Source organism: Bradyrhizobium sp. (assembly GCF_004799445.1).
GTDB lineage: Bacteria > Pseudomonadota > Alphaproteobacteria > Rhizobiales > Xanthobacteraceae > Bradyrhizobium.
This window is the reverse complement of sequence record NZ_SSNA01000219.1, coordinates 1-18,662: the sequence shown is the minus strand read 5'-3', so window position 1 is coordinate 18,662 and position 18,662 is coordinate 1. Positions and strand designations below refer to the sequence as shown.

14 protein-coding genes are annotated in these 18,662 nt (G+C 62.5%); 5 read left to right on the top strand and 9 right to left on the bottom strand.

The annotated features are described in order from the left end of the window. Positions 1-59: 59 nt before the first annotated feature. Complete coding sequence (locus E8A46_RS28725; protein WP_291568378.1) at positions 60-1,694, top strand: inorganic phosphate transporter; 1,635 nt, start codon at positions 60-62, stop codon at positions 1,692-1,694. A 249-nt stretch (positions 1,695-1,943) separates the two neighbouring features. Here E8A46_RS28725 and E8A46_RS28720 read toward each other — a convergent pair whose 3' ends face one another. Next, positions 1,944-3,116, bottom strand: a complete 1,173-nt coding sequence (locus E8A46_RS28720; protein ID WP_291568376.1) for a M20 aminoacylase family protein — start codon at positions 3,114-3,116, stop codon at positions 1,944-1,946. A 145-nt stretch (positions 3,117-3,261) separates the two neighbouring features. Between E8A46_RS28720 and E8A46_RS28715 the strand changes: the two genes are divergently transcribed. After that, positions 3,262-4,878, top strand: a complete 1,617-nt coding sequence (locus E8A46_RS28715) for a GMC family oxidoreductase N-terminal domain-containing protein (RefSeq protein WP_291568374.1) — start codon at positions 3,262-3,264, stop codon at positions 4,876-4,878. A 108-nt stretch (positions 4,879-4,986) separates the two neighbouring features. On the opposite strand, the gene hpnO is transcribed toward E8A46_RS28715, so the two are convergent. Beyond that, positions 4,987-6,378 (bottom strand): aminobacteriohopanetriol synthase HpnO, encoded by a 1,392-nt coding sequence (hpnO, locus tag E8A46_RS28710; RefSeq protein WP_291568371.1) that lies wholly within the window; start codon positions 6,376-6,378, stop codon positions 4,987-4,989. Positions 6,379-6,503: 125 nt separating this feature from the next. On the opposite strand from hpnO, the gene E8A46_RS28705 reads away from it, so the two are divergent. Next, positions 6,504-7,100, top strand: a complete 597-nt coding sequence (locus E8A46_RS28705; protein ID WP_291568369.1) for a DUF2147 domain-containing protein — start codon at positions 6,504-6,506, stop codon at positions 7,098-7,100. Here the strand turns inward: E8A46_RS28705 and E8A46_RS28700 are convergent. Then, complete coding sequence (locus E8A46_RS28700) at positions 7,068-9,656, bottom strand: MMPL family transporter (RefSeq protein WP_291568367.1); 2,589 nt, start codon at positions 9,654-9,656, stop codon at positions 7,068-7,070. The genes E8A46_RS28705 and E8A46_RS28700 overlap by 33 nt on opposite strands. Before the next feature lie 430 nt (positions 9,657-10,086). On the opposite strand from E8A46_RS28700, the gene ispH reads away from it, so the two are divergent. Both ispH and hpnH read left to right on the top strand, forming a co-directional pair. Further along, complete coding sequence (gene ispH, locus E8A46_RS28695) at positions 10,087-11,013, top strand: 4-hydroxy-3-methylbut-2-enyl diphosphate reductase (RefSeq protein WP_291568365.1); 927 nt, start codon at positions 10,087-10,089, stop codon at positions 11,011-11,013. A gap of 36 nt (positions 11,014-11,049) precedes the next feature. Beyond that, a complete protein-coding gene (gene hpnH / locus E8A46_RS28690) occupies positions 11,050-12,198 on the top strand; it encodes an adenosyl-hopene transferase HpnH (protein WP_291568363.1) in 1,149 nt (382 codons plus the stop codon). On the opposite strand, the gene E8A46_RS28685 is transcribed toward hpnH, so the two are convergent. The 6 genes from E8A46_RS28685 to E8A46_RS28660 all read right to left on the bottom strand — a co-directional run bounded on the left by E8A46_RS28685 (position 12,139) and on the right by E8A46_RS28660 (position 18,303). Then, positions 12,139-12,873, bottom strand: coding sequence for a phosphorylase (locus E8A46_RS28685; protein ID WP_291568361.1), 735 nt, complete (start codon positions 12,871-12,873; stop codon positions 12,139-12,141). The two genes, hpnH and E8A46_RS28685, sit on opposite strands and share 60 nt — an antisense overlap. Then, positions 12,870-14,834 carry a squalene--hopene cyclase gene (gene shc / locus E8A46_RS28680; RefSeq protein WP_291568414.1) on the bottom strand — a complete coding sequence of 655 codons (1,965 nt, stop codon included), beginning with the start codon at positions 14,832-14,834 and terminating at the stop codon, positions 12,870-12,872. Before shc ends, E8A46_RS28685 begins: the two co-directional genes overlap by 4 nt. 67 nt (positions 14,835-14,901) lie before the next feature. Beyond that, a complete protein-coding gene (hpnE, locus tag E8A46_RS28675) occupies positions 14,902-16,155 on the bottom strand; it encodes a hydroxysqualene dehydroxylase HpnE (RefSeq protein ID WP_291568359.1) in 1,254 nt (417 codons plus the stop codon). Further along, positions 16,155-16,994 carry a presqualene diphosphate synthase HpnD gene (gene hpnD, locus E8A46_RS28670; protein WP_291568357.1) on the bottom strand — a complete coding sequence of 280 codons (840 nt, stop codon included), beginning with the start codon at positions 16,992-16,994 and terminating at the stop codon, positions 16,155-16,157. The genes hpnE and hpnD overlap by 1 nt, the downstream gene beginning before the upstream one ends. Beyond that, positions 16,991-17,869: a squalene synthase HpnC gene (gene hpnC, locus E8A46_RS28665; RefSeq protein ID WP_291568355.1), complete on the bottom strand. Its 879-nt coding sequence runs from the start codon at positions 17,867-17,869 to the stop codon at positions 16,991-16,993. The genes hpnD and hpnC overlap by 4 nt, the downstream gene beginning before the upstream one ends. 182 nt (positions 17,870-18,051) lie before the next feature. Further along, the gene (locus E8A46_RS28660; RefSeq protein ID WP_291568353.1) at positions 18,052-18,303 is read right to left on the bottom strand and encodes a hypothetical protein; all 252 of its coding nucleotides are present in this window, start codon (positions 18,301-18,303) and stop codon (positions 18,052-18,054) included. Positions 18,304-18,662: the final 359 nt, after the last annotated feature.

Genomic DNA, 18,662 nt, shown 5'->3' with positions numbered 1-18,662 from the left:
TCATCTAACCTTCAAATCCCTGCGGCAATGATGAACGCTCACTGTATCAGGGGCGTCAGATGACCGATTTTGCACTCAACCAGCCGATCGACGGCACAGACGGCGGGCCGATCCAGCCGGCCTCACGGCCCAACCTCGACAAGGGCTTCAATCCTCTGACCATGATTATCTTTTTCGGCATTCTCGCGGTCGGGCTGCTGTTCGTGGCCTACAGCATCTATGTCGATGTCGATGCCACCGGCACCAAGGTCACGACCTATCTGCCGTATCTCTTGTTGATGGTGGCGTTGCTGATCGCGCTCGGCTTCGAGTTCGTCAACGGCTTCCACGATACCGCCAACGCGGTCGCGACCGTGATCTATACCCATTCGCTTCCGGCCGAATTCGCGGTGATGTGGTCGGGGTTCTTCAATTTCCTCGGCGTGCTGGTGTCGACCGGCGCCGTCGCCTTCGGCATCGTCTCGCTGCTGCCGGTCGAACTGATCCTTCAGGTCGGAAGCAGCGCCGGCTTCGCGATGGTGTTCGCGCTGTTGATCGCCGCCATCATCTGGAATCTCGGGACCTGGTATTTCGGCCTGCCGGCTTCCAGCTCGCACACCCTGATCGGCTCGATCATCGGCGTCGGCGTCGCCAATGCGCTGATGCGCGGCCGCGACGGCACCTCCGGCGTCGACTGGAGCAAGGCCACCGAAATCGGCTATGCGCTGCTGCTGTCGCCGCTGGTGGGCTTTGTCTGCGCGGCCGTGCTGCTGCTGGTGCTGAAACTGATCGTCCGCAACCCCGCGCTCTATGCCGCGCCGGAAGGCAACAAGGCGCCGCCGCTGTGGATCCGCGGCCTGCTGATCCTGACCTGCACCGGCGTCAGCTTCGCGCACGGCTCGAATGACGGCCAGAAGGGCATGGGCCTGATCATGCTGATCCTGATCGGCACGGTGCCGACGGCCTACGCGCTGAACCGCGCCTTGCCGGATTCGCAGGTGGCGCTGTTCGAGAAGAACTCGGCCGCGGCCGCCAGCGTGATTGCGGCCAAGGGCGCCGGCCACAGCATCATCGGCGACCCGCGCCCGGCGGTGACCCAATATGTGTCGCAGCACACGCTCAACGAAGGCACCTATCCTTCGCTTGCCGTGCTGGTGAAGGATGTCGGCGACCAGGTTCAGAAATACGGTTCGCTCAACAAGGTGCCGGCGGAGGCGGTCGGCAACACCCGCAACGACATGTATCTGACCTCGGAGGCGATCCGCTTCCTGATGAAGGACAAGGAGAACGACCTGAACAAGGAAGAGATCGGCATCCTCAACGCCTACAAGGGCTCGCTGGACAGCGCCACCAAGTTCATCCCGACCTGGGTGAAGATCGCGGTGGCGCTGGCGCTCGGCCTCGGCACCATGATCGGATGGAAGCGCATCGTGGTGACGGTCGGCGAAAAGATCGGCAAGACGCATCTCACCTACGCGCAGGGCGCCTCCGCCGAACTGGTTGCCGCCGCCACCATTGGTGCTGCCGACATGTTCGGCCTGCCGGTCTCCACCACGCACGTGCTGTCATCCGGCGTCGCCGGCGCCATGGCCGCCAACGGATCGGGATTGCAGATCGCGACCATCCGCAACATGGTGATGGCGTGGGTGCTGACGCTGCCGGCGGCGATCCTGATATCGGGCTCGTTGTACGTGATCTTCTCGCGCCTGTTCTGATGCCAACGGCACCAGACAATGACCGTCATCCTGAGGTGCCCGCGCTCTCGCGCGGGCCTCGAAGGATGGTCGCGAGTCCGTGCATGTTGCCATCCTTCGAGGCTCGCTTCGCTCGCACCTCAGGATGACGTAGTGAGTCAATGGTCGCGGCCGTTGGTATGATACGGCGGATTTGACATGAGAAAGGCCCGCGTGGTGCGCGGGCCTTGTTACCTGGGATATATAGCTTTGAAACTCCGTCGCGAGGCGTCACGCCGCCAGCGTGTTCTCGACCAGCTTGATCCAGTACGAGGTGCCAAAGACGATGGCCTCGTCGTTGAAATCGTAGGCCGGATGATGCAGGCCCGCGCTGTCGCCGTTGCCGCAGAAAATAAACGCACCCGGCCGCTGCTCCAGCATGAAGGCGAAATCCTCCCCGCCCATCAACGGCACCATCTCCTGAACATTGGCGTCGCCGGCAACCTCCTTCGCCACCTGGATCGCGACATCCGTCTGCGAGGGGTGGTTGACCACCACCGGATAGCCACGTTCGTATTTCAGGTTGATCTTCGCGCCGGTGATGCGCGCCACGCCGTCGACCACCTCGCGCACGCGCTTTTCGACCAGCGCCCGTACCTCGGCCGTCAGGGTGCGGACGGTGCCCTTCAGCTCGGCGGTTTGCGGGATCACGTTGCGCGCGTTGCCGGCGTGGAATTCGCAGATCGAAACAACCGCGGATTCCAGGGGATCGACGCTGCGCGACACGATGGACTGCAACGCCGTGATCAGCTGGGCGCCAACCATCACGGAATCGATCGAGAGATGCGGACGCGCCGCATGCCCGCCGCGCCCTTCGATCGAAATGTCGACGGAATCCGTGGAGGCCATGATCGGACCGGGCCGGATCGCAAACGAACCGACCGGAATGCCCGGGCCGTTGTGCATGCCGTAAACCTGATCGATGGCGAAGCGGTCCAGTAAGCCATCCCTGATCATCGCCGCTGCGCCGGCGCCGCCCTCTTCCGCCGGCTGAAAGATGACAACCGCGTCGCCGGCGAAATTCCTGGTCTCCGAGAGATAGCGGGCCGCGCCAAGCAGCATCGCGGTATGGCCGTCGTGGCCACACGCATGCATCTTGCCCGGCGTCCTGGAGGCGTAAGGCAGTTTGGTCGCCTCCACGATCGGCAGCGCATCCATATCGGCGCGAAGCCCGATCCCCCTGATCTCGCGCTGGCCGGCAGCCTTGCGACCCCTGATGACACCGACGACGCCGGTGCGGCCAAGTCCTGTCGCGATCTCGTCGCAGCCGAACTCACGAAGCCGCTCCGCCACGAAAGCCGCCGTGCGGTCAACATCGTACAGCAATTCGGGGTGTTCATGGATATCCCGGCGCCAGGCCTGGATGTCGGGTTGCAGATCAGCGACGCGATTGACGATGGGCATGGGTAATCTCGGTCCAAACTTCGGGGTATTTGGCCTGTCTAGCACGCTAGCCACGACCCGCCCAATACTCCGCGCGGCGCTGTACAGCGGGCCATCGCGACGCTATGGCCTTGTTTCCCGGGGATGGCTGGCGTGGTGGTGGCTTATGAAGCGGCTTGACGGTGATTTCGACTACATTGTCGTTGGTGCGGGCACCGCCGGCTGCATCGTTGCCAACCGGCTGTCGGCCGACCCCAGGAACCGGGTGCTGATCCTGGAAGCCGGCGGCAGCGATAACTGGATCTGGTTTCACATCCCGGTCGGCTATCTCTTCGCCATCGGCAACCCGCGTTCGGACTGGATGTTCCGGACCGAACCCGAGGCCGGCCTCAACGGCCGCTCGCTGGCCTATCCCCGGGGCAAGGTGATCGGCGGCTCTTCCGCCATCAACGCCATGATCTCGATGCGCGGACAGGCCGCCGACTACGACCATTGGCGCCAGCTCGGGCTGGCCGGCTGGGGTTACGACGATGTGCTGCCCGCGTTCCGCCGGCTTGAGGATCACTTTCTGGGCGACAGCGAGCACCACGGCACCGGCGGCGGCTGGCGGATCGAAGCCCCGCGGCTGTCATGGGCCATTCTGGACGCGGTTGGCGACGCGGCGGAGCAGATGGGAATTCGCAAAATTGCGGATTTCAACACCGGCGACAATGAGGGCGTCGGCTATTTCCACGTCAACCAGAAGCGCGGACGCCGCTGGTCGTCGGCGCGCGGCTTCCTCAAGCCCGCTTTGAAGCGCGCCAATCTGCGGCTTGAAAAGGACGTGCTGGTCGACTGCCTCATCATCGAGGACGGCCGCGCCGCCGGCGTGCGCTTCACCAGCGGTGGCGAAGTCATCGAGGCCCGCGCCAAGGGCGAGGTGATCCTGTGCGCCGGCTCGATCGGCTCAACCCAGGTGCTGCACCGCTCCGGCATCGGGCCGGCGGAATGGCTGACCCCGCTCGGGATCGACAGTGTGCTGGACCGGCAAGGCGTCGGACGAAATCTGCAGGATCATCTGCAGCAGCGCGCTATCTACAAGGTCGATGGCGTACGCACGCTCAACGAGACCTATTATTCATTGATCCGGCGCGGTCTGATGGGCCTCGATTATGCCTTCCGCCGCCGCGGTCCGCTGACCATGGCGCCGTCGCAGCTCGGCATCTTCACCCGTTCGGATCCGCATCGCGAACGCGCCAATATCCAGTTCCACGTGCAGCCGCTCTCGCTCGACAAGTTCGGCGATCCATTGCACCGCTTCCCCGCGATCACGGTGAGCGCCTGCAATCTGCAGCCGACCTCGCGCGGCACCGTGCGCCTTCGCTCGGCGCTGCCGGATCAGGCGCCCTCGATCGCGCCGAACTATCTGTCGACCGGCGAAGATCGTCAGGTCGCCGCCGATGCCATCCGCGCGACGCGGCGGCTGATGAAGCAGCCGGCACTCGCGCCCTATCACCCCGAGGAATTTCTGCCGGGCCCGTCGGTCGGCGACGACGATGCGTCGCTGGCGAAAGCCGCCGGCGATATCGGCACCACGATTTTTCACCCGGTGGGAACCGCGAAGATGGGTACGGCGGGCGATCCGATGGCGGTCGTCGATGAGCGCTTGCGTTTTTACGGGATTGCGGGACTGCGCGTGGCCGATGCCTCGGTGATGCCGACGATCACCTCCGGCAATACCAATACCCCGACCGCGATGATTGCCGAGAAAGGCGCAACCATGATTCTGGAGGATGGGCGCTGATCTGCAAGAAATGTCCTGTCACGACGCGCGCCTGCCATACGCGAGCGACGTCGACCACAAACGCGGCAGGAGATAGCTACGGAAACAGGATTACAGGAAGACCTAACGTTACGCCGACCTGCGCACGGCGTTGTCGACCAGCGTCTTGCCGAGCGACCAGATCGCGCCCGGGACCTTGTGGCTGGAAGCGATCACCTGGTCGAACGCGGTCTCGATCCAGCGGCAATCTTCTTCAGTGATGGTCAGCGGCGGCAACAGCTTGATGGTGTGGCTGCCGTGGCCGGAGACCTGGGTCAGGATCTTGTGATCCTTGAACAGGGGCACCGTGATGAGCTGGCAAAACAGGCCCTTGTTGGCGGTTTCGAGCACGTTCCATGACGCTTTCAACCGCAACGACTTCGGCGAGCCGAACTCCAGGCCGATCATCAGTCCCTTGCCGCGGACTTCCTTCAAAAGCTCATAACCAGGAACCATTCGGGTCAGCGCCAGCCGAAGCTCGGCGCCGCGCTTGGCCGCGGCCTCGATCAGCTTCTCCGACTTCAGTACCTCGAGCGTGGCGATTCCGGCCGCCATCGCCAAATCGTTTTTGGCAAAGGTCGATCCGTGCACGACCGCGCGATCCATCTGGCTGAAAATCTTGTCGAAGATCGCCTTGCGGGTCAGCAATGCGCCGACCGGGACATGACCGCCCGACAGCGCCTTGGAAATCAGGACCATATCGGGTTCGACATTCCAGTGTTCGACCGCGAGAAACCGCCCCGTTCGACCCATTCCGGTCTGGATCTCGTCCGCCACCATCAAGGTGCCATACTTGCGGCAGAGCGCGGCCGCGCCCGGGAGAAATTCGTCGGTGGGCATGTTGACGCCCTTGCCCTGGATCGGCTCGACAATGAAGGCGGCAACTTCGCGCGAGGACAATGCCTGCTCGAGCGCGGCAAGATCATTGAACGGTATCGAGGTGCATCCGGGCAGCAGCGGCTGGAACCCGCCGCGGAAGTTGGGATCGTCGGTCAGCGAAAGCGCACCGTAGGTCAATCCGTGGTAAGCATGGGCGCAGTAGACGATACCCGGCCGGCCGGTGGCGCTGCGCGCGAACTTGATCGCAGCTTCGACACATTCCGCGCCGGAATTGGCAAAAAACACCTTGTCCAGATATGGGACATATTTGAGCAGCCGTTCCGCAAGTACCCCGGCCAGGGTCGAAACATCGAGCTGCACCAGATTAGGCAGATCGCTGTCCAGAACGCTCTTCAACGCCTGGCGCAGCGCCGGATGGTTCCGCCCGATCGCAAAAACGCCAAAACCACTGAGTAAGTCGAGGTAGCGAGCCCCGTCGCGATCGAACAGGTACTGGCCCTGGCCCTTCTGAAAGCCGACATCATAGCCTATCGTCTTCAGGACCCGTACCAGTTGTTCGTTCAAATGGCGCGCATGCAGGGAACTGCGCTGCGACTGCCGATCTGCAAACATCTCGGAAACGTCTAGATTTGAATATGGCATCAGCTACATACTTCGATTGTTGGCCGTTCCGTCAACTGAAAACGCTCAATGCGGCGTTTTGCCCTTCCACCGCATCATCTAATTAAGCACAGGTTTAAACCATGTTGCACTGCCAACGAAACATCATGCGCAAAGTAATATTTACCGGGATATTTTTGGCGACCGGACCCGCGTCCGCCCTGGCGGCGGATCCGACGGGCGACTGGAAGGTCGCCGACGGCGTCGCCAACATCCGTGTCGCCGAGTGCAACGGCAGCATGTGGGGGGCGGTGGCCTGGGAAAAGACCCCGGGCGGGCACGACACCAACAATCCGGACGTCTCAAAAAAGAGCAGGCCGACCCTGGGCATGCCGATCCTGATCGACATGAAGAAGAAAGCTGGCGTCGATCAATGGGAAGGCCAAGTCTACAACGCCAAGGACGGACAATTCTACAGTTCGACGATCAAGCCGGTCGGATCCGACCAGCTTGAAATTCAAGGCTGCGTGCTGGGCTTTCTCTGCGGCGGGGAAACCTGGACCCGCGTCGCAGGTCCAATTCCCTCGAGCCCTGCCAACGGCATGGCCAAGGGCACCCCGAAGTCCCCGGCCGCGCCGAAGACCACGGGATCCGTCAGCCCGGCCGCGAAAACCTCCGGTCAAAAACAGGCGACGGCCGCACCGTCGGCTGATCCGGTCGGCGATATCTGCCTACTCCCCGACATCGCGCGGTTTGCCCATTAGCGCCGGCTGAAACAGCAACACCGCGGCAAGCGTCGTGAGCAGCGAGAGCGCCAACAGCTTGCCCATGCTCGCAGTCCCCGGATGGCTCGACAGCCACAGGCTGCCGAACGCCGTGGCTGTCGTCATGGCGCTGAAAAATATGGCCCGCGTCAGGCTCGACTGCAGCAGATTTGTTTTGCCGGCGCGCCATGCCGTGACGTAATAAATCTTGAATGCCACGCCGACGCCGAGCAGCAATGGCAGCGCGACGATATTGGCGAAGTTGAGCGGCAGCCCGATCAACACGCAGATTTCCATCGTCACAGCTCCGGCCACCAGCAGCGGAACCAGCGTCAACAGCACGTCGGTGATGCGCCGCAAGGTGAGCCAGAGCAGAAAACCGATCACGACCAGCGCCGTCAGGCCGGCATGGATGAAGGCCTTGACGACGGTATCGCCGGATTTGAGAATCGATACCGGTCCGCCGATCGCGTTCGGCTCGGCAGCCAGAACCGCTCCGGCAAACTTGCGCAGCGTGTCGTTGTCGTTGGGGTCGCCGCGCGGCTGCGCCTCGACGCGCGTCAGGCCGTCCTTGGTTTTCCAGCCACGCACCAGATCGGCCGGCAACGTCTTCAGGCTGACCGGCTGGGCCTGCAGCGCGTTCTTGAGTTGATCGAGCACCACCTTCAGCGGGGTGACGAAGATGGCCTGGGTCTTGTCCCGCACGGACTGATTTGAATCGGCGAGCCTTGACAAGGCGTCGGCGAGCCGCCGCGACGCCACTGCCCCCGGCCCCTTGGCGTCGCCGGCGGTCTTCCGCAGACTATCCGCAGTTCCCTTCAGGGCCTCCACGTTCTCCGCGTCCGACGGCGGAGCATCGATCGATTCGGGGTTGAGCGCGGGATTGAGCACCTTGGCGCCCTGGGCGATGAGCTTGAGCTTTTCCGGCTGCTCTTCGGGCACAAAACTGTCCAGCGACATCACGCGGAGGACTTCCGGTACCTTTTCAAGCCGCGCTTCAATCTTCTTCGCATCGGCTTCCGAGTTCGTCATCACATTGATGGCGTTGGCGCCGGTGTTGGGATCTCTCCTCAGATCGAGAAAGGTGGCAATCGATTCGACCTTGGCATTGCGCAGATTGATCGGGTTGAAATCGAATCTGAGGAAATACAGCAGCGGCAGGCCGGCAACCGCAATCAGCAGGGTCCCGACAATGATGCCGACGCGGTGCTTTTCGAGGAAATGATCGACCGGCGCGAGGAACGCGTAGCCAACGGGTTCCTTTTCCCCGGGAGGATTGAGCAGACTGAGCAGCGCCGGCAGCACCGTGATGCTGGAGAGAAAGGCAACCAGCATGCCGACACCGGCGATCTTCCCGAGTTCCGAAACACCCTTGTAGTCGGTCGGCAGGAACGAAAGGAATCCGGCCGCCGTCGCCATTGCGGCCAGTGATAGCGGGACTGCGGAATATTCAGCCGCCTTCTCGAGCGCCGTCTGCAGATCGTTGCTCTTGAATCGTTCCGACCGGTAGCGGACGCTGAACTGGATCCCGAAATCCACGCCCAATCCAACGAACAGGACGGCGAACGCAATCGAAAGCAGGTTCAGCGATCCGACCATCCACAGTCCGACCGCGGTGGTGATCGAAAGGCCGATGAAGAGATTGGCGAATACCGCGGAGATGATCTTCACCGAATGCAGCGCCATCCAGAGAATGAACAGCACGACGAGAATGGTGCCGATACCGTTGACGACAGCGCCATCGGCAACGGTCGCGAATTCCTCGTTGGCGATCGGAACCGGTCCGGTCAGCCTGACCCGCGCGCCATATTCCCCGGCGAGATGGAGATCGCTGGCGGCCTGCCGGATGGCGTCCGTCGCGGCCTTTCCCGGTTCCAGCGCATTAAAATCGAGGATCGGCTTGAATTCGATGAAGGCGCGGCGATCGGCATCGGTCAGAGGTTTATCGCTGACGAGCTCGCGCCAGGAGAACGTCCCGCTACCGTTATTGAGCACATTCTCGACCGTCTGGGCGATCAGGTTGAAGGGCCGCTCGGTGCTGTCAAGCTTGACCTGGCCGCGTTTGATGCCGGCTAATCCGGTTTCCAGCGCACCGGTCAATCCGCGCAGGCTGGGATCGCCGGCCATGATCTCGATCAGCGGCGCGGCGGATCCGAACTGGTTGGTCAGACGGGCAACCTCGGGCACCGGCAGGAACAGCAGCCCGTTCTTTTCAAAGAACTCCCCCGAGCCAAGCGGCTGGACCGATTCGAAATGCTTGGTATCGCCAGCCAGTTTCTGGTCGAGGGCGGCGCTCGCCGAGTTCGTGAGTTCCGGCGTCGGTCCTTCCACCACGGCCAGGATGGTCCTGTCGCGGTCGAAAGCATCGTCGAATTGAATGTCCCGCTTGCGCCAATCCAGATCCGGCGAGATCAACGTGTTGATATCGGTGTTGATCTCAAACTTTCGGGCGGTATAGAAGCCCGCTGCGATCGCCAGGATGAGTGCGATCAGGACGGTGGAGACGGCAAACCGTGTGCAGGCTTTGACAATCGATACAACAATACTTGTCAGCACATTTTTTCTTTCTAATGTTAACAGCCTGCCGGAAACGCCCGCTGTCTAGCGGAGTTCCGCGGTCCAATCTAATGTTGTTTTTGAGCATTTCTTCTACAGGAACATGCCAAAATAGATCAAAACACGCCGAAACCATGCCGGAGGGGCGCAATTACGCAGATTGCCCGCGAAGTGACGAACAAGTGAGGCGAAGCGCTCATCGGCTGCGGTTTGTGAATTACGGTAATATAGCACCTAATCCGACCAAAAGCGCAACCTAACAGCTGCGCCCTGGACAGAACCCTTTTGCGATCCGCCTTTTCTAGCCGGTGTTTTTTTGACACAAAGCGCTGCTCCTCCACATTGACGGAGGTTGGTGCGGATATTGCAATTGTCCGAGCCAGACGGAGATACGGAATGAAGTTGGTGCAACTTGCGTAACGGGCGTCCCATGGAAGTGTATCTTGCGCAGCCTCGCGGGTTTTGCGCAGGCGTCGTCCGCGCGATCGAAATTGTCGAGCGCGCGCTCGAAAAATATGGCCCGCCGGTCTATGTGCGGCATGAGATCGTCCACAATAAATACGTGGTCGAGAGCCTGAAGAACAAAGGCGCCATCTTCGTTGAGGATCTCTCGGAAGTGCCCCCTCACGCCGTTACGGTCTTCAGCGCCCACGGCGTGGCGCGGAGCGTGGAGGAAGAGGCCGCGGCGCGCGGCCTGCCGGTCCTCAATGCCACCTGCCCGCTGGTGACCAAGGTGCACAACCAGGGCAAGCGCTATATGTCGAAGGGCCGGGCGCTTATCCTGATTGGCCATGCCGGCCACCCGGAGGTCGAGGGAACCATGGGTCAGGTCCCCGGCCCCGTGCTGCTGGTCCAGAACGTCGATGATGTCTCGGCTTTGACGATGCCGGCCGACACGCCGGTGGCCTATATCACCCAGACCACCCTCAGCGTGGACGATACCAAGGACATCATTGCGGCCCTCCAGCAGCGTTTTACGGACATCCAGGGCCCGGACATCCGGGATATCTGCTATGCGACACAGAACCGCCAATCTGCGGTAAGGGACCTTAGCAAGCTGGTAGACGTTATCCTGGTGGTGGGGGCCAACAACAGTTCCAATTCGAACAGGCTGCGCGAAATCGGCACCGAAGTCGGCGTTGCGAGTTACCTGATTGCTGATGGCAGCGAGTTGAACCCGGATTGGCTGAAGGACGCCAAGGCCGTCGGCATCACCGCCGGCGCCTCGGCCCCGGAGGTACTTGTTGACGACGTGATCGAGGCCCTGAGGCGCATTGGACCGGTCGCGGTGTCAGTGCTTCCAGGCCGCGAAGAAAATATCGAATTTCGGCTTCCTGCTGAACTAGCGGCGGGCTGATCCACTCCTCTACTTGAGTCCAGAAAGAAACCTGTAATGGCAATACCATTCTTCAAGGAAATGCGTATCGGCGCCTATCTGATGAAGCAGAAGCTGCTGGGCCGGAAACGTTATCCGCTGGTGCTGATGCTCGAGCCGCTGTTTCGCTGCAACCTCGCTTGCGTCGGCTGCGGCAAGATCGACTATCCCGACGCGATCCTCAACCGCCGAATGTCGGCGCAGGAATGCTGGGATGCCGCCGATGAATGCGGCGCGCCGATGGTGGCGATCCCCGGCGGCGAGCCGCTGATCCACAAGGAGATCGGCGAGATCGTGCGTGGTCTGGTGGCGCGCAAGAAATTCGTGTCGCTATGCACCAACGCGCTGTTGCTGGAGAAGAAGCTCGATCTGTTCGAACCGTCGCCCTATCTGTTTTTCTCGGTGCATCTCGACGGCTTGAAGGACCATCACGACAAGGCGGTCTCCCAGACGGGCGTGTTCGATCGCGCGGTTTCCGCGATCAAGGCCGCCAAGGCGAAGGGATTCACGGTCAACGTCAATGCCACGATCTTCGATGGACATGCCGCCGAGGACATCGCCAAGTTCCTCGACTTCACGACAGAACTCGGGGTCGGCGTTTCGATGTCGCCAGGCTATGCCTACGAACGCGCGCCGGACCAGGAGCACTTCCTCAACCGCACCAAGACCAAGAAGCTGTTCCGCGACGTATTCGCGCTCGGCAAGGGCAAGAAGTGGAATTTCATGCATTCCGGCTTGTTCCTGGATTTCCTTGCCGGCAATCAGAACTACGAATGCACGCCTTGGGGCATGCCGGCGCGCAATATCTTCGGCTGGCAGAAGCCCTGCTATCTGCTCGGCGAAGGCTACACCAAGACCTTCAAGGAGCTGATGGAAACCACCGACTGGGAAACCTACGGCACCGGCAAGTACGAGAAGTGCGCCGACTGCATGGCGCATTGCGGTTACGAGCCGACTGCGGCCGAGGCCGCGCTGGGCAATCCGTTCAAGGCGCTCTGGGTGGCGCTGCGCGGCGTGCGCACCACGGGACCGATGGCCCCGGAGATCAGCCTCGAAAACCAGCGGCCGGCGCAGTACATCTTCTCGTCGGAGGTGCAGAAGCGCCTGTCAGATATCCGCCGCGACGAGGCCCTCGCCGCCCAGCAGAAAGCCTCGACAGCCGCGTAGGCTGCGCAGCGCGCGATTGAAATCGATTCCGGTCGAGACCAGCGCGCGCAGCGTCGTCGGATTGCGCGCAACCCCGCGCAGAACCTTGCGCAGATCGATGTCGCCGTTCGGCTTGATCGCGGCCATCGCCAGCGCGGGCAAGGCCCGGCTAGCGGGGTCGCTGATGACGCGCAAGGCCGCAAACGGAAGGCCGGCTTCGGCGGCGTAGGCGGCGGCGATATGGCTTTCCATGTCGACGGCGGCAGCCCCCGTCTGCGAGTGCAGCGCGGCCTTGACGTGCCGGGCCGAGACCACCTGCTCCGCCCCCGCAAGACGGCCCCTGACGATGCGTCGGCGGCCGAGCGCGACGCTGGCGATCAGGTCTTCGTTCAGCGCCAGACCGGCCAGCCAGCGGGCGTCGCCGGCCAGCACTTCCGTCGCCACCACGATGTCGCCGGATTTCAACGAGGGATCCAGTCCGCCGGCCACGCCGAAGCTGATCACGCCCCTGATCGTCGTGGGATCGAAGACCGTAAGCAGCGCCCGCAATTGCTGCGGATCGCTACTGCTGCAGATAACGGTCATGCCCGGCCCGGCCGCAATGCGGGCCTCCTGCACCAGACCAGTCACAATCAATACCGGCCGCGGGTCAATTCGATTGCCCCCGGACGTGCCGTCCCCCGCCCCCAATTTCACATTCCGACCCCTACCACCCTGCTGTTGGTGATCCTTAGATTCCGGTACCGCGCCAACGCCCAGAGCGGAAAGAACTTCGGATAGCCATGATAGCGCAGATAAAATACCCGAGGAAAGCCCGTCGCCGTGTAGTTCGGCTCGTCCCACAGTCCTTTTTCGGTCTGTGTGGCTATTAGGTACTCCACGCCGCGGGCAACCGCCGGGTGCCCAACCTCGCCCGCCGCCATCAGACCAAGCAAGGCCCATGCCGTTTGCGAGGCCGTGGTGGGGGCGCCCTCGAATCCCCGGTAGTCCAGCCGGTAGCTGGTGGCTTCCTCGCCCCAGCCGCCATCCTTGTTCTGGATCGACACCAGCCAGTCCACGGCCTTGCGGATCGCCGGGTCCTGGTGATCCATCCCGGCGGCGTTAAGCGCGCACAGCGCCGACCAGGTGCCATAAATGTAGTTCAGCCCCCAACGGCCGTACCACGACCCCTCCGCCAGCTGGGTCCGGCGCAGATAATCTATCCCGTCCGCAACCGCCTTGCTGCTTTGCGCGGTCTCCCCGAGTTGAGCCAGCATCGAGATGCAGCGGGCCGTGACATCCTCGGTCGGAGGGTCGAGCAGCGCGCCGTGATCCGAGAACGGGATGTTGTTGAGATAATATTCGAGATTATTGACGTCGAAGGCGGCCCAGCCGCCGTCGCGGCTCTGCATCCCCTCAATCCATTCGCGGCCGCGGGCGATCGCGGCATCGTAGGCGGGATTTGGCGCGGAACGACGCGCGCGATCCATCGCCATGACGACGACCGCGGTGTCGTCGAGGTCGGGGTAGTAGGCGTTGTTGTACTGGAACGCCCACCCGCCGGGGCGAACCTCCGGACGCTTCACGGCCCAGTCGCCCTTGACGTCCAGCACCTGCTTGGGCACCAGCCAATCCAGACCCTGTTTGGCCGGCGGCAATGCCTCCTCGCCGCCGGCTTCGATCAGGGCATGACAGGTCAGCGAGGTGTCCCACACCGGCGAAACGCAGGGCTGGCAATAGGCCTCGTGCTCGCCGATCACCAGAAGCTTGTCGAGCCCCTTTCGCGTGACCGCGCGGGGCGGATAATCCGCCGGCTTGCCGAGCACCTCGTACATCATCACGGCATTGGCCATTGGCGGGTAGATCGCACCCAACCCATCTTCGCCGTTCAGCCGTTCCTCGATGAAGGCGATCGCGGCATCGATCGCGCGCGCGCGCAGCTTCTTCGGAAACAGCGGCTCGATCGTCCGCAACACGCTATCCAGTCCGCGAAACAGCAAGAACCAGCCCCAGCTCTGATGCGGCGCCTTGGCCGTCATGCCGATCGAGCGCGGATCCTGCAGGAACAGCTCATCGATGCCCACGCCGCTGACGTTCTTGGCGCGCGGTTTCAATGCCGCCAAGACCATCAGCGGCACGATCGTGGTTCGCGCCCAGTAGGAAATCTTGTTGAGATGAAATGGCGACCACATCGGCAACAACATGATCTCGACCGGCAGCACCGGCACGCAGCGCCACGTCGTCACCCCGAACATGGCCAGCATGAAGCGCGTGAAAACGTTGCTGTGGATGGCGCCACCGCGCGACCGGATCGCCTCGCGCGCACGGACCATGTGCGGCGCGTCCGCGGAATCGCCGATCATCTTCAGCGCGAAATAGGCTTTCACGCTGGCGCTCATCTCGAAATCGCCATCATGCACCAGCGGCCAGCCGCCATGGGCGCCCTGAACCCGGCGCAGGTAATTTGCGATCTTGGCTTCCAGCACGCGGTCGACCGGCTCGCCCAGATAGTGACGAAGCAGCACATATTCCGCCGGGATGGTGCAATCGGCTTCCAGTTCGAACACCCAATGTCCGTCGGGTTGCCGGTAGCCGAGCAACGCACGCGTCGCCGATCCGATACTCGCCCCCAGGGCGCCATCGATCTCGCTTCCACCTGGGCTATTTCCGGAATGCATCTGGTCCGACATCCCCGCCCTTATCCGTCCGGTCTCACCGAAAGCCTGGGTCTGGCCTACCATCCGATCAGGCCTGCCGCATGGCGAGGGCCAGATCGGCGGCGCGGTTACCCGACCGCACCGACCCTTCGATGGTTGCCGGCAACCCCGTATCAGTCCAGTCGCCGGCGAGAAACAGATTTTTCCAGTCCGTGACCGCGCCCGGCCGAAGCGCATTTTGTTCCGGCGTGGCCTCGAACGTGGCGCGGCGCTCGCGCACGATCTGCCAGGGCGGCAGTTCGCCCTGCACGCCCCCGGCCTTGCAGATATCCCGCCAGATCGCCTGCGCGAGTTCCTCGCGCGGCATATCCACCAGCCGGTCGCCATTGCTGATGGTGACCGACAGGCGTTGCGGGAACGCAAACAGCCATTCCACCAGTCCCCCGACGAGCCCGATCAGCGGGGGCATGTCCTTCGGCGGATCGAAGCGGAAATGGGCATTGACGATCGCCCGGAATTTGGTCGGGGTCTTGAGGCCCGGCAGCAGCGACGCGGCCGGGCGCGGCGGAACCGCCATGATCACTGCATCATCGGGCGCGACGGTGACGGTGTCGGTGCCGAATTTCAGTTCGCCAACGCGACCTGCCGAAAGCGAGAATTCGCGCAGCTCATGGCCGAACTGGATGCTGGCGCCCTTGTCCCGCAACAGCTTGATCGCGGGTTCGACCAGAACCGCGCTCAAGCCGTCGCGCGCGATCAGCGGCCGGCAAGCCTGGCCGCCCGCCAGCAAGGTTTCCCGCACAACGGCGCCGGCAAGGCCTGCGGATCCCTCGGGCGGGTCGACGTTCAGCGCCGCCAGCAGCAGCGGCTGTACCAGCCGCTGATACAGCGTTCCCTCACAGGGGATTGCATCCGCGACCCGTTTGCTTTGCGCTGCCCAAATCAGCGGCATCAGCGCCAGATAATCACGCAGGCCGGTGTCAGGCACCCGGCGAGCCTCATCGAACACCCACAGCGGCAGCCGGCGCTCTCCCAGATCGAGCTGCCAACGCTGTCCGGTGGTCAGGTCGACGAAGGGAAACTGGGCGCGTTTCGGTCCCACCAGCCCGGCCTCGGTGCCGATCGACCTTGCGTAAGCCACCGCATGGCGGTTGCCCGAGAGCAAAAGGTGATTGCCGTTGTCGATGGTCAGGTTGGTGGCCGCGTCGAAATATGACCGGCAGCGACCGCCGGCCTGCTGCGTGGCTTCGTGGAGATTCACCCTGTAATTCGCGTTCGCCAGCCGGATGGCTGCCGAAAGGCCCGAAATTCCAGCGCCGATGATGTGGACAATCTTTTGCATCAGATGAAGCCGTAGCGAAGAAGGATGGCCATGCGGGCCAGCTTGTTGAGACGAACCGGATTGCGCGGTACAGCGAACCCTCTAGCGACGAGCAATTCCAGAATTGCGCGATAATATTTCGACATGATCCTTGGCGCGCGCACCACGCGCCGCGGATTGCGGCCCATGACTTCATCCGCTTTCTCGAAATGCGCGCGCGCCCGCGCCACCAGCGGCGCACATACCTTCGGCAGCGCCGGGTCGGAGATGACCTTGAGCGGATCGGTCGAGGTGATGCCCGCATGCAGCAACCCCTCGCGCGGCAGATAAAGCCGGCCGATGGCGGCGTCTTCGTCGATGTCGCGCAGGATATTTGTCAACTGCAGGGCACGGCCGAGATGATGCGCGAGGTCGATTCCATCGTCTTGCGCCAGACCGAACACCCGCACCGACAGCCGTCCGACCGCGCTGGCGACGCGGTCACAATACAGATCGAGCGTCGCGAGGTCGGGCGCACGGATGTCCTGCGGCACGTCCATTTCCATGCCGTCAACGATGGCCAGAAAATCCTCGCGTTGCAGGCCGAAGCTTTGAACCGACGAAGCATAGTCCCGCAACCGGGCCGGCGGATGGCCCTGATACAGCGCGTCGATATCGTCACGCCATCGTTGCAGCGCCGCCAGCCGTTCCGGCCGCGGGCCGTCGGAATCGGCGATGTCGTCGACCTGCCGGCAAAAACTGTAGATCTGAAACATCGCCTCGCGCTGCGCGTGCGGGAGAATCCGCATCGCCGCGTAGAACGAACTGCCCGACGCCGATGTCCCGTAACTCGCATGGGCTTCCGCCGTCTCAAGCGTCATGCGCCGGCCGCCGGTTTTGAAACGGGCCGACGTCCGATCGCCCGCCGGGTCAACTCGCTGACCATTCCGCCGAGGCTGTAGGCGAGCAGTTCGGCTGGACCGAGATGCACCTTCTCGCTCAGGGGATCGCGCACTTTCAGAAGACCGACGATCTTGTCGGCGAAGGCCTCGATCACGGAGATCTCAAGCCCCAGCCTGAGGTCCTTCACTTCGGCGCTGAGCGATTTGCTTTCGTCGAGCAGAATCTCGGTCCTGGCCGCCAGCGCATGCAGGCATTGCAGCAGTGGCGGCGGCGCGCGGGCGGCCCCGAGCGACTCCACCGAGGCCCCGGCGGCGGCGAGCGCGTCGCGCGGAAGATAGACGCGATTGAGATTCCTGTAGTCCTTGCCACAGTCCTGAAGATGATTGTTGATCTGCAGACCGGCGCAGAGTGCATCCGATGCAGCCCAGGTCGACGTGCTCTCGCCGTGGACGTCGAGCATGAACCTGCCGACCGGCATCGCCGAGTATCGGCAATAGTGGATCACTTCATCCCATGTCTCGTAACGAAGCTTGGTCACATCCATCCGAAAGGCGATCAGCACATCGAGGGCATGGCGCGGCGGCATCGAGCGCTCGGCCAGCGCACGTCGCAGATTGACCGCCTCGGGCTGGCTATCACCGCGGCCCAGCAGCTCGGCTTCAAGCAGATCGAGATAGGCCAGCTTTTCGTGCCCACCGAGCGTAGCGTGATCCGCGACGTCGTCGGCGGTTCGCACAAAATTGTAGAACGCGAGGATCAATCCCCGATGGCGCGGGTGGATGATCCACGACGCGACCGGAAAATTTTCGTCGCGGTGAGTCTTGCCGGATCGCAATTCGCTCGCGGTGGTCATCAAAAAACTTGCTACATTCTCATGGGCATAGCATGCACCTTGGGTCTCGCGCATGCGTAGGGATCGCAGACCCCATATAGGGGAATACGACACCAAAACCAATGCCATCCGCGATCTCCCGCAGATTGAGTTCGCCTCCGAGCTAGGCCGATAACGGCCCGGCGGCGGCTGGCTGAACGCGCTTATTGCCCGTGGTCGACCAGAACCTTATTGCAGGCCACGGTCAATTTGGGGCGAACTTGCTGAAGGCAGGCCAGAACGGTCAGGTCGTCATCATTCATGACGGGACGACAAAATTTTTGGACATCGTGAGCACAGGCCTTTTGCTCCTCCGGTGTGCCGCTACGCTGCTGCTGCTGCGGCGTTGGCTCGGCGATGGCACCGGTCGGGGCCGACAGCGACAGCAGGGTGACTACCAAGAAAAATTTACGCATCGTTTTCCTTTATTATTCTGCAGGCAGAGAATTCCAACCCGACTAGCACAGGGCATCACCGGGGCAGACTATTCAGATTGCATATGCCGCGAACCGCAGCGACGAGACGACCAAAAGCGCTGCCAAATGCGGCCAAATTTACGGCGGCCCGGCCTCGAATGGCGGGCGCCGGCGATCGATCCAAGAGCCAGTATAACCAATTGGTATTACACAATATTCCTGGAAGCATCTTTTCGCGCGGCCAAATACAGCTGGGCGCTGCTTGACGATATCCGAAACTTCCCACGCCCCGCGAGCAAGAAAATGCCGTTCGCCTCATCAATCCGCTCGCGTTTTTCGACAAGGTCCGATGCCAGGTT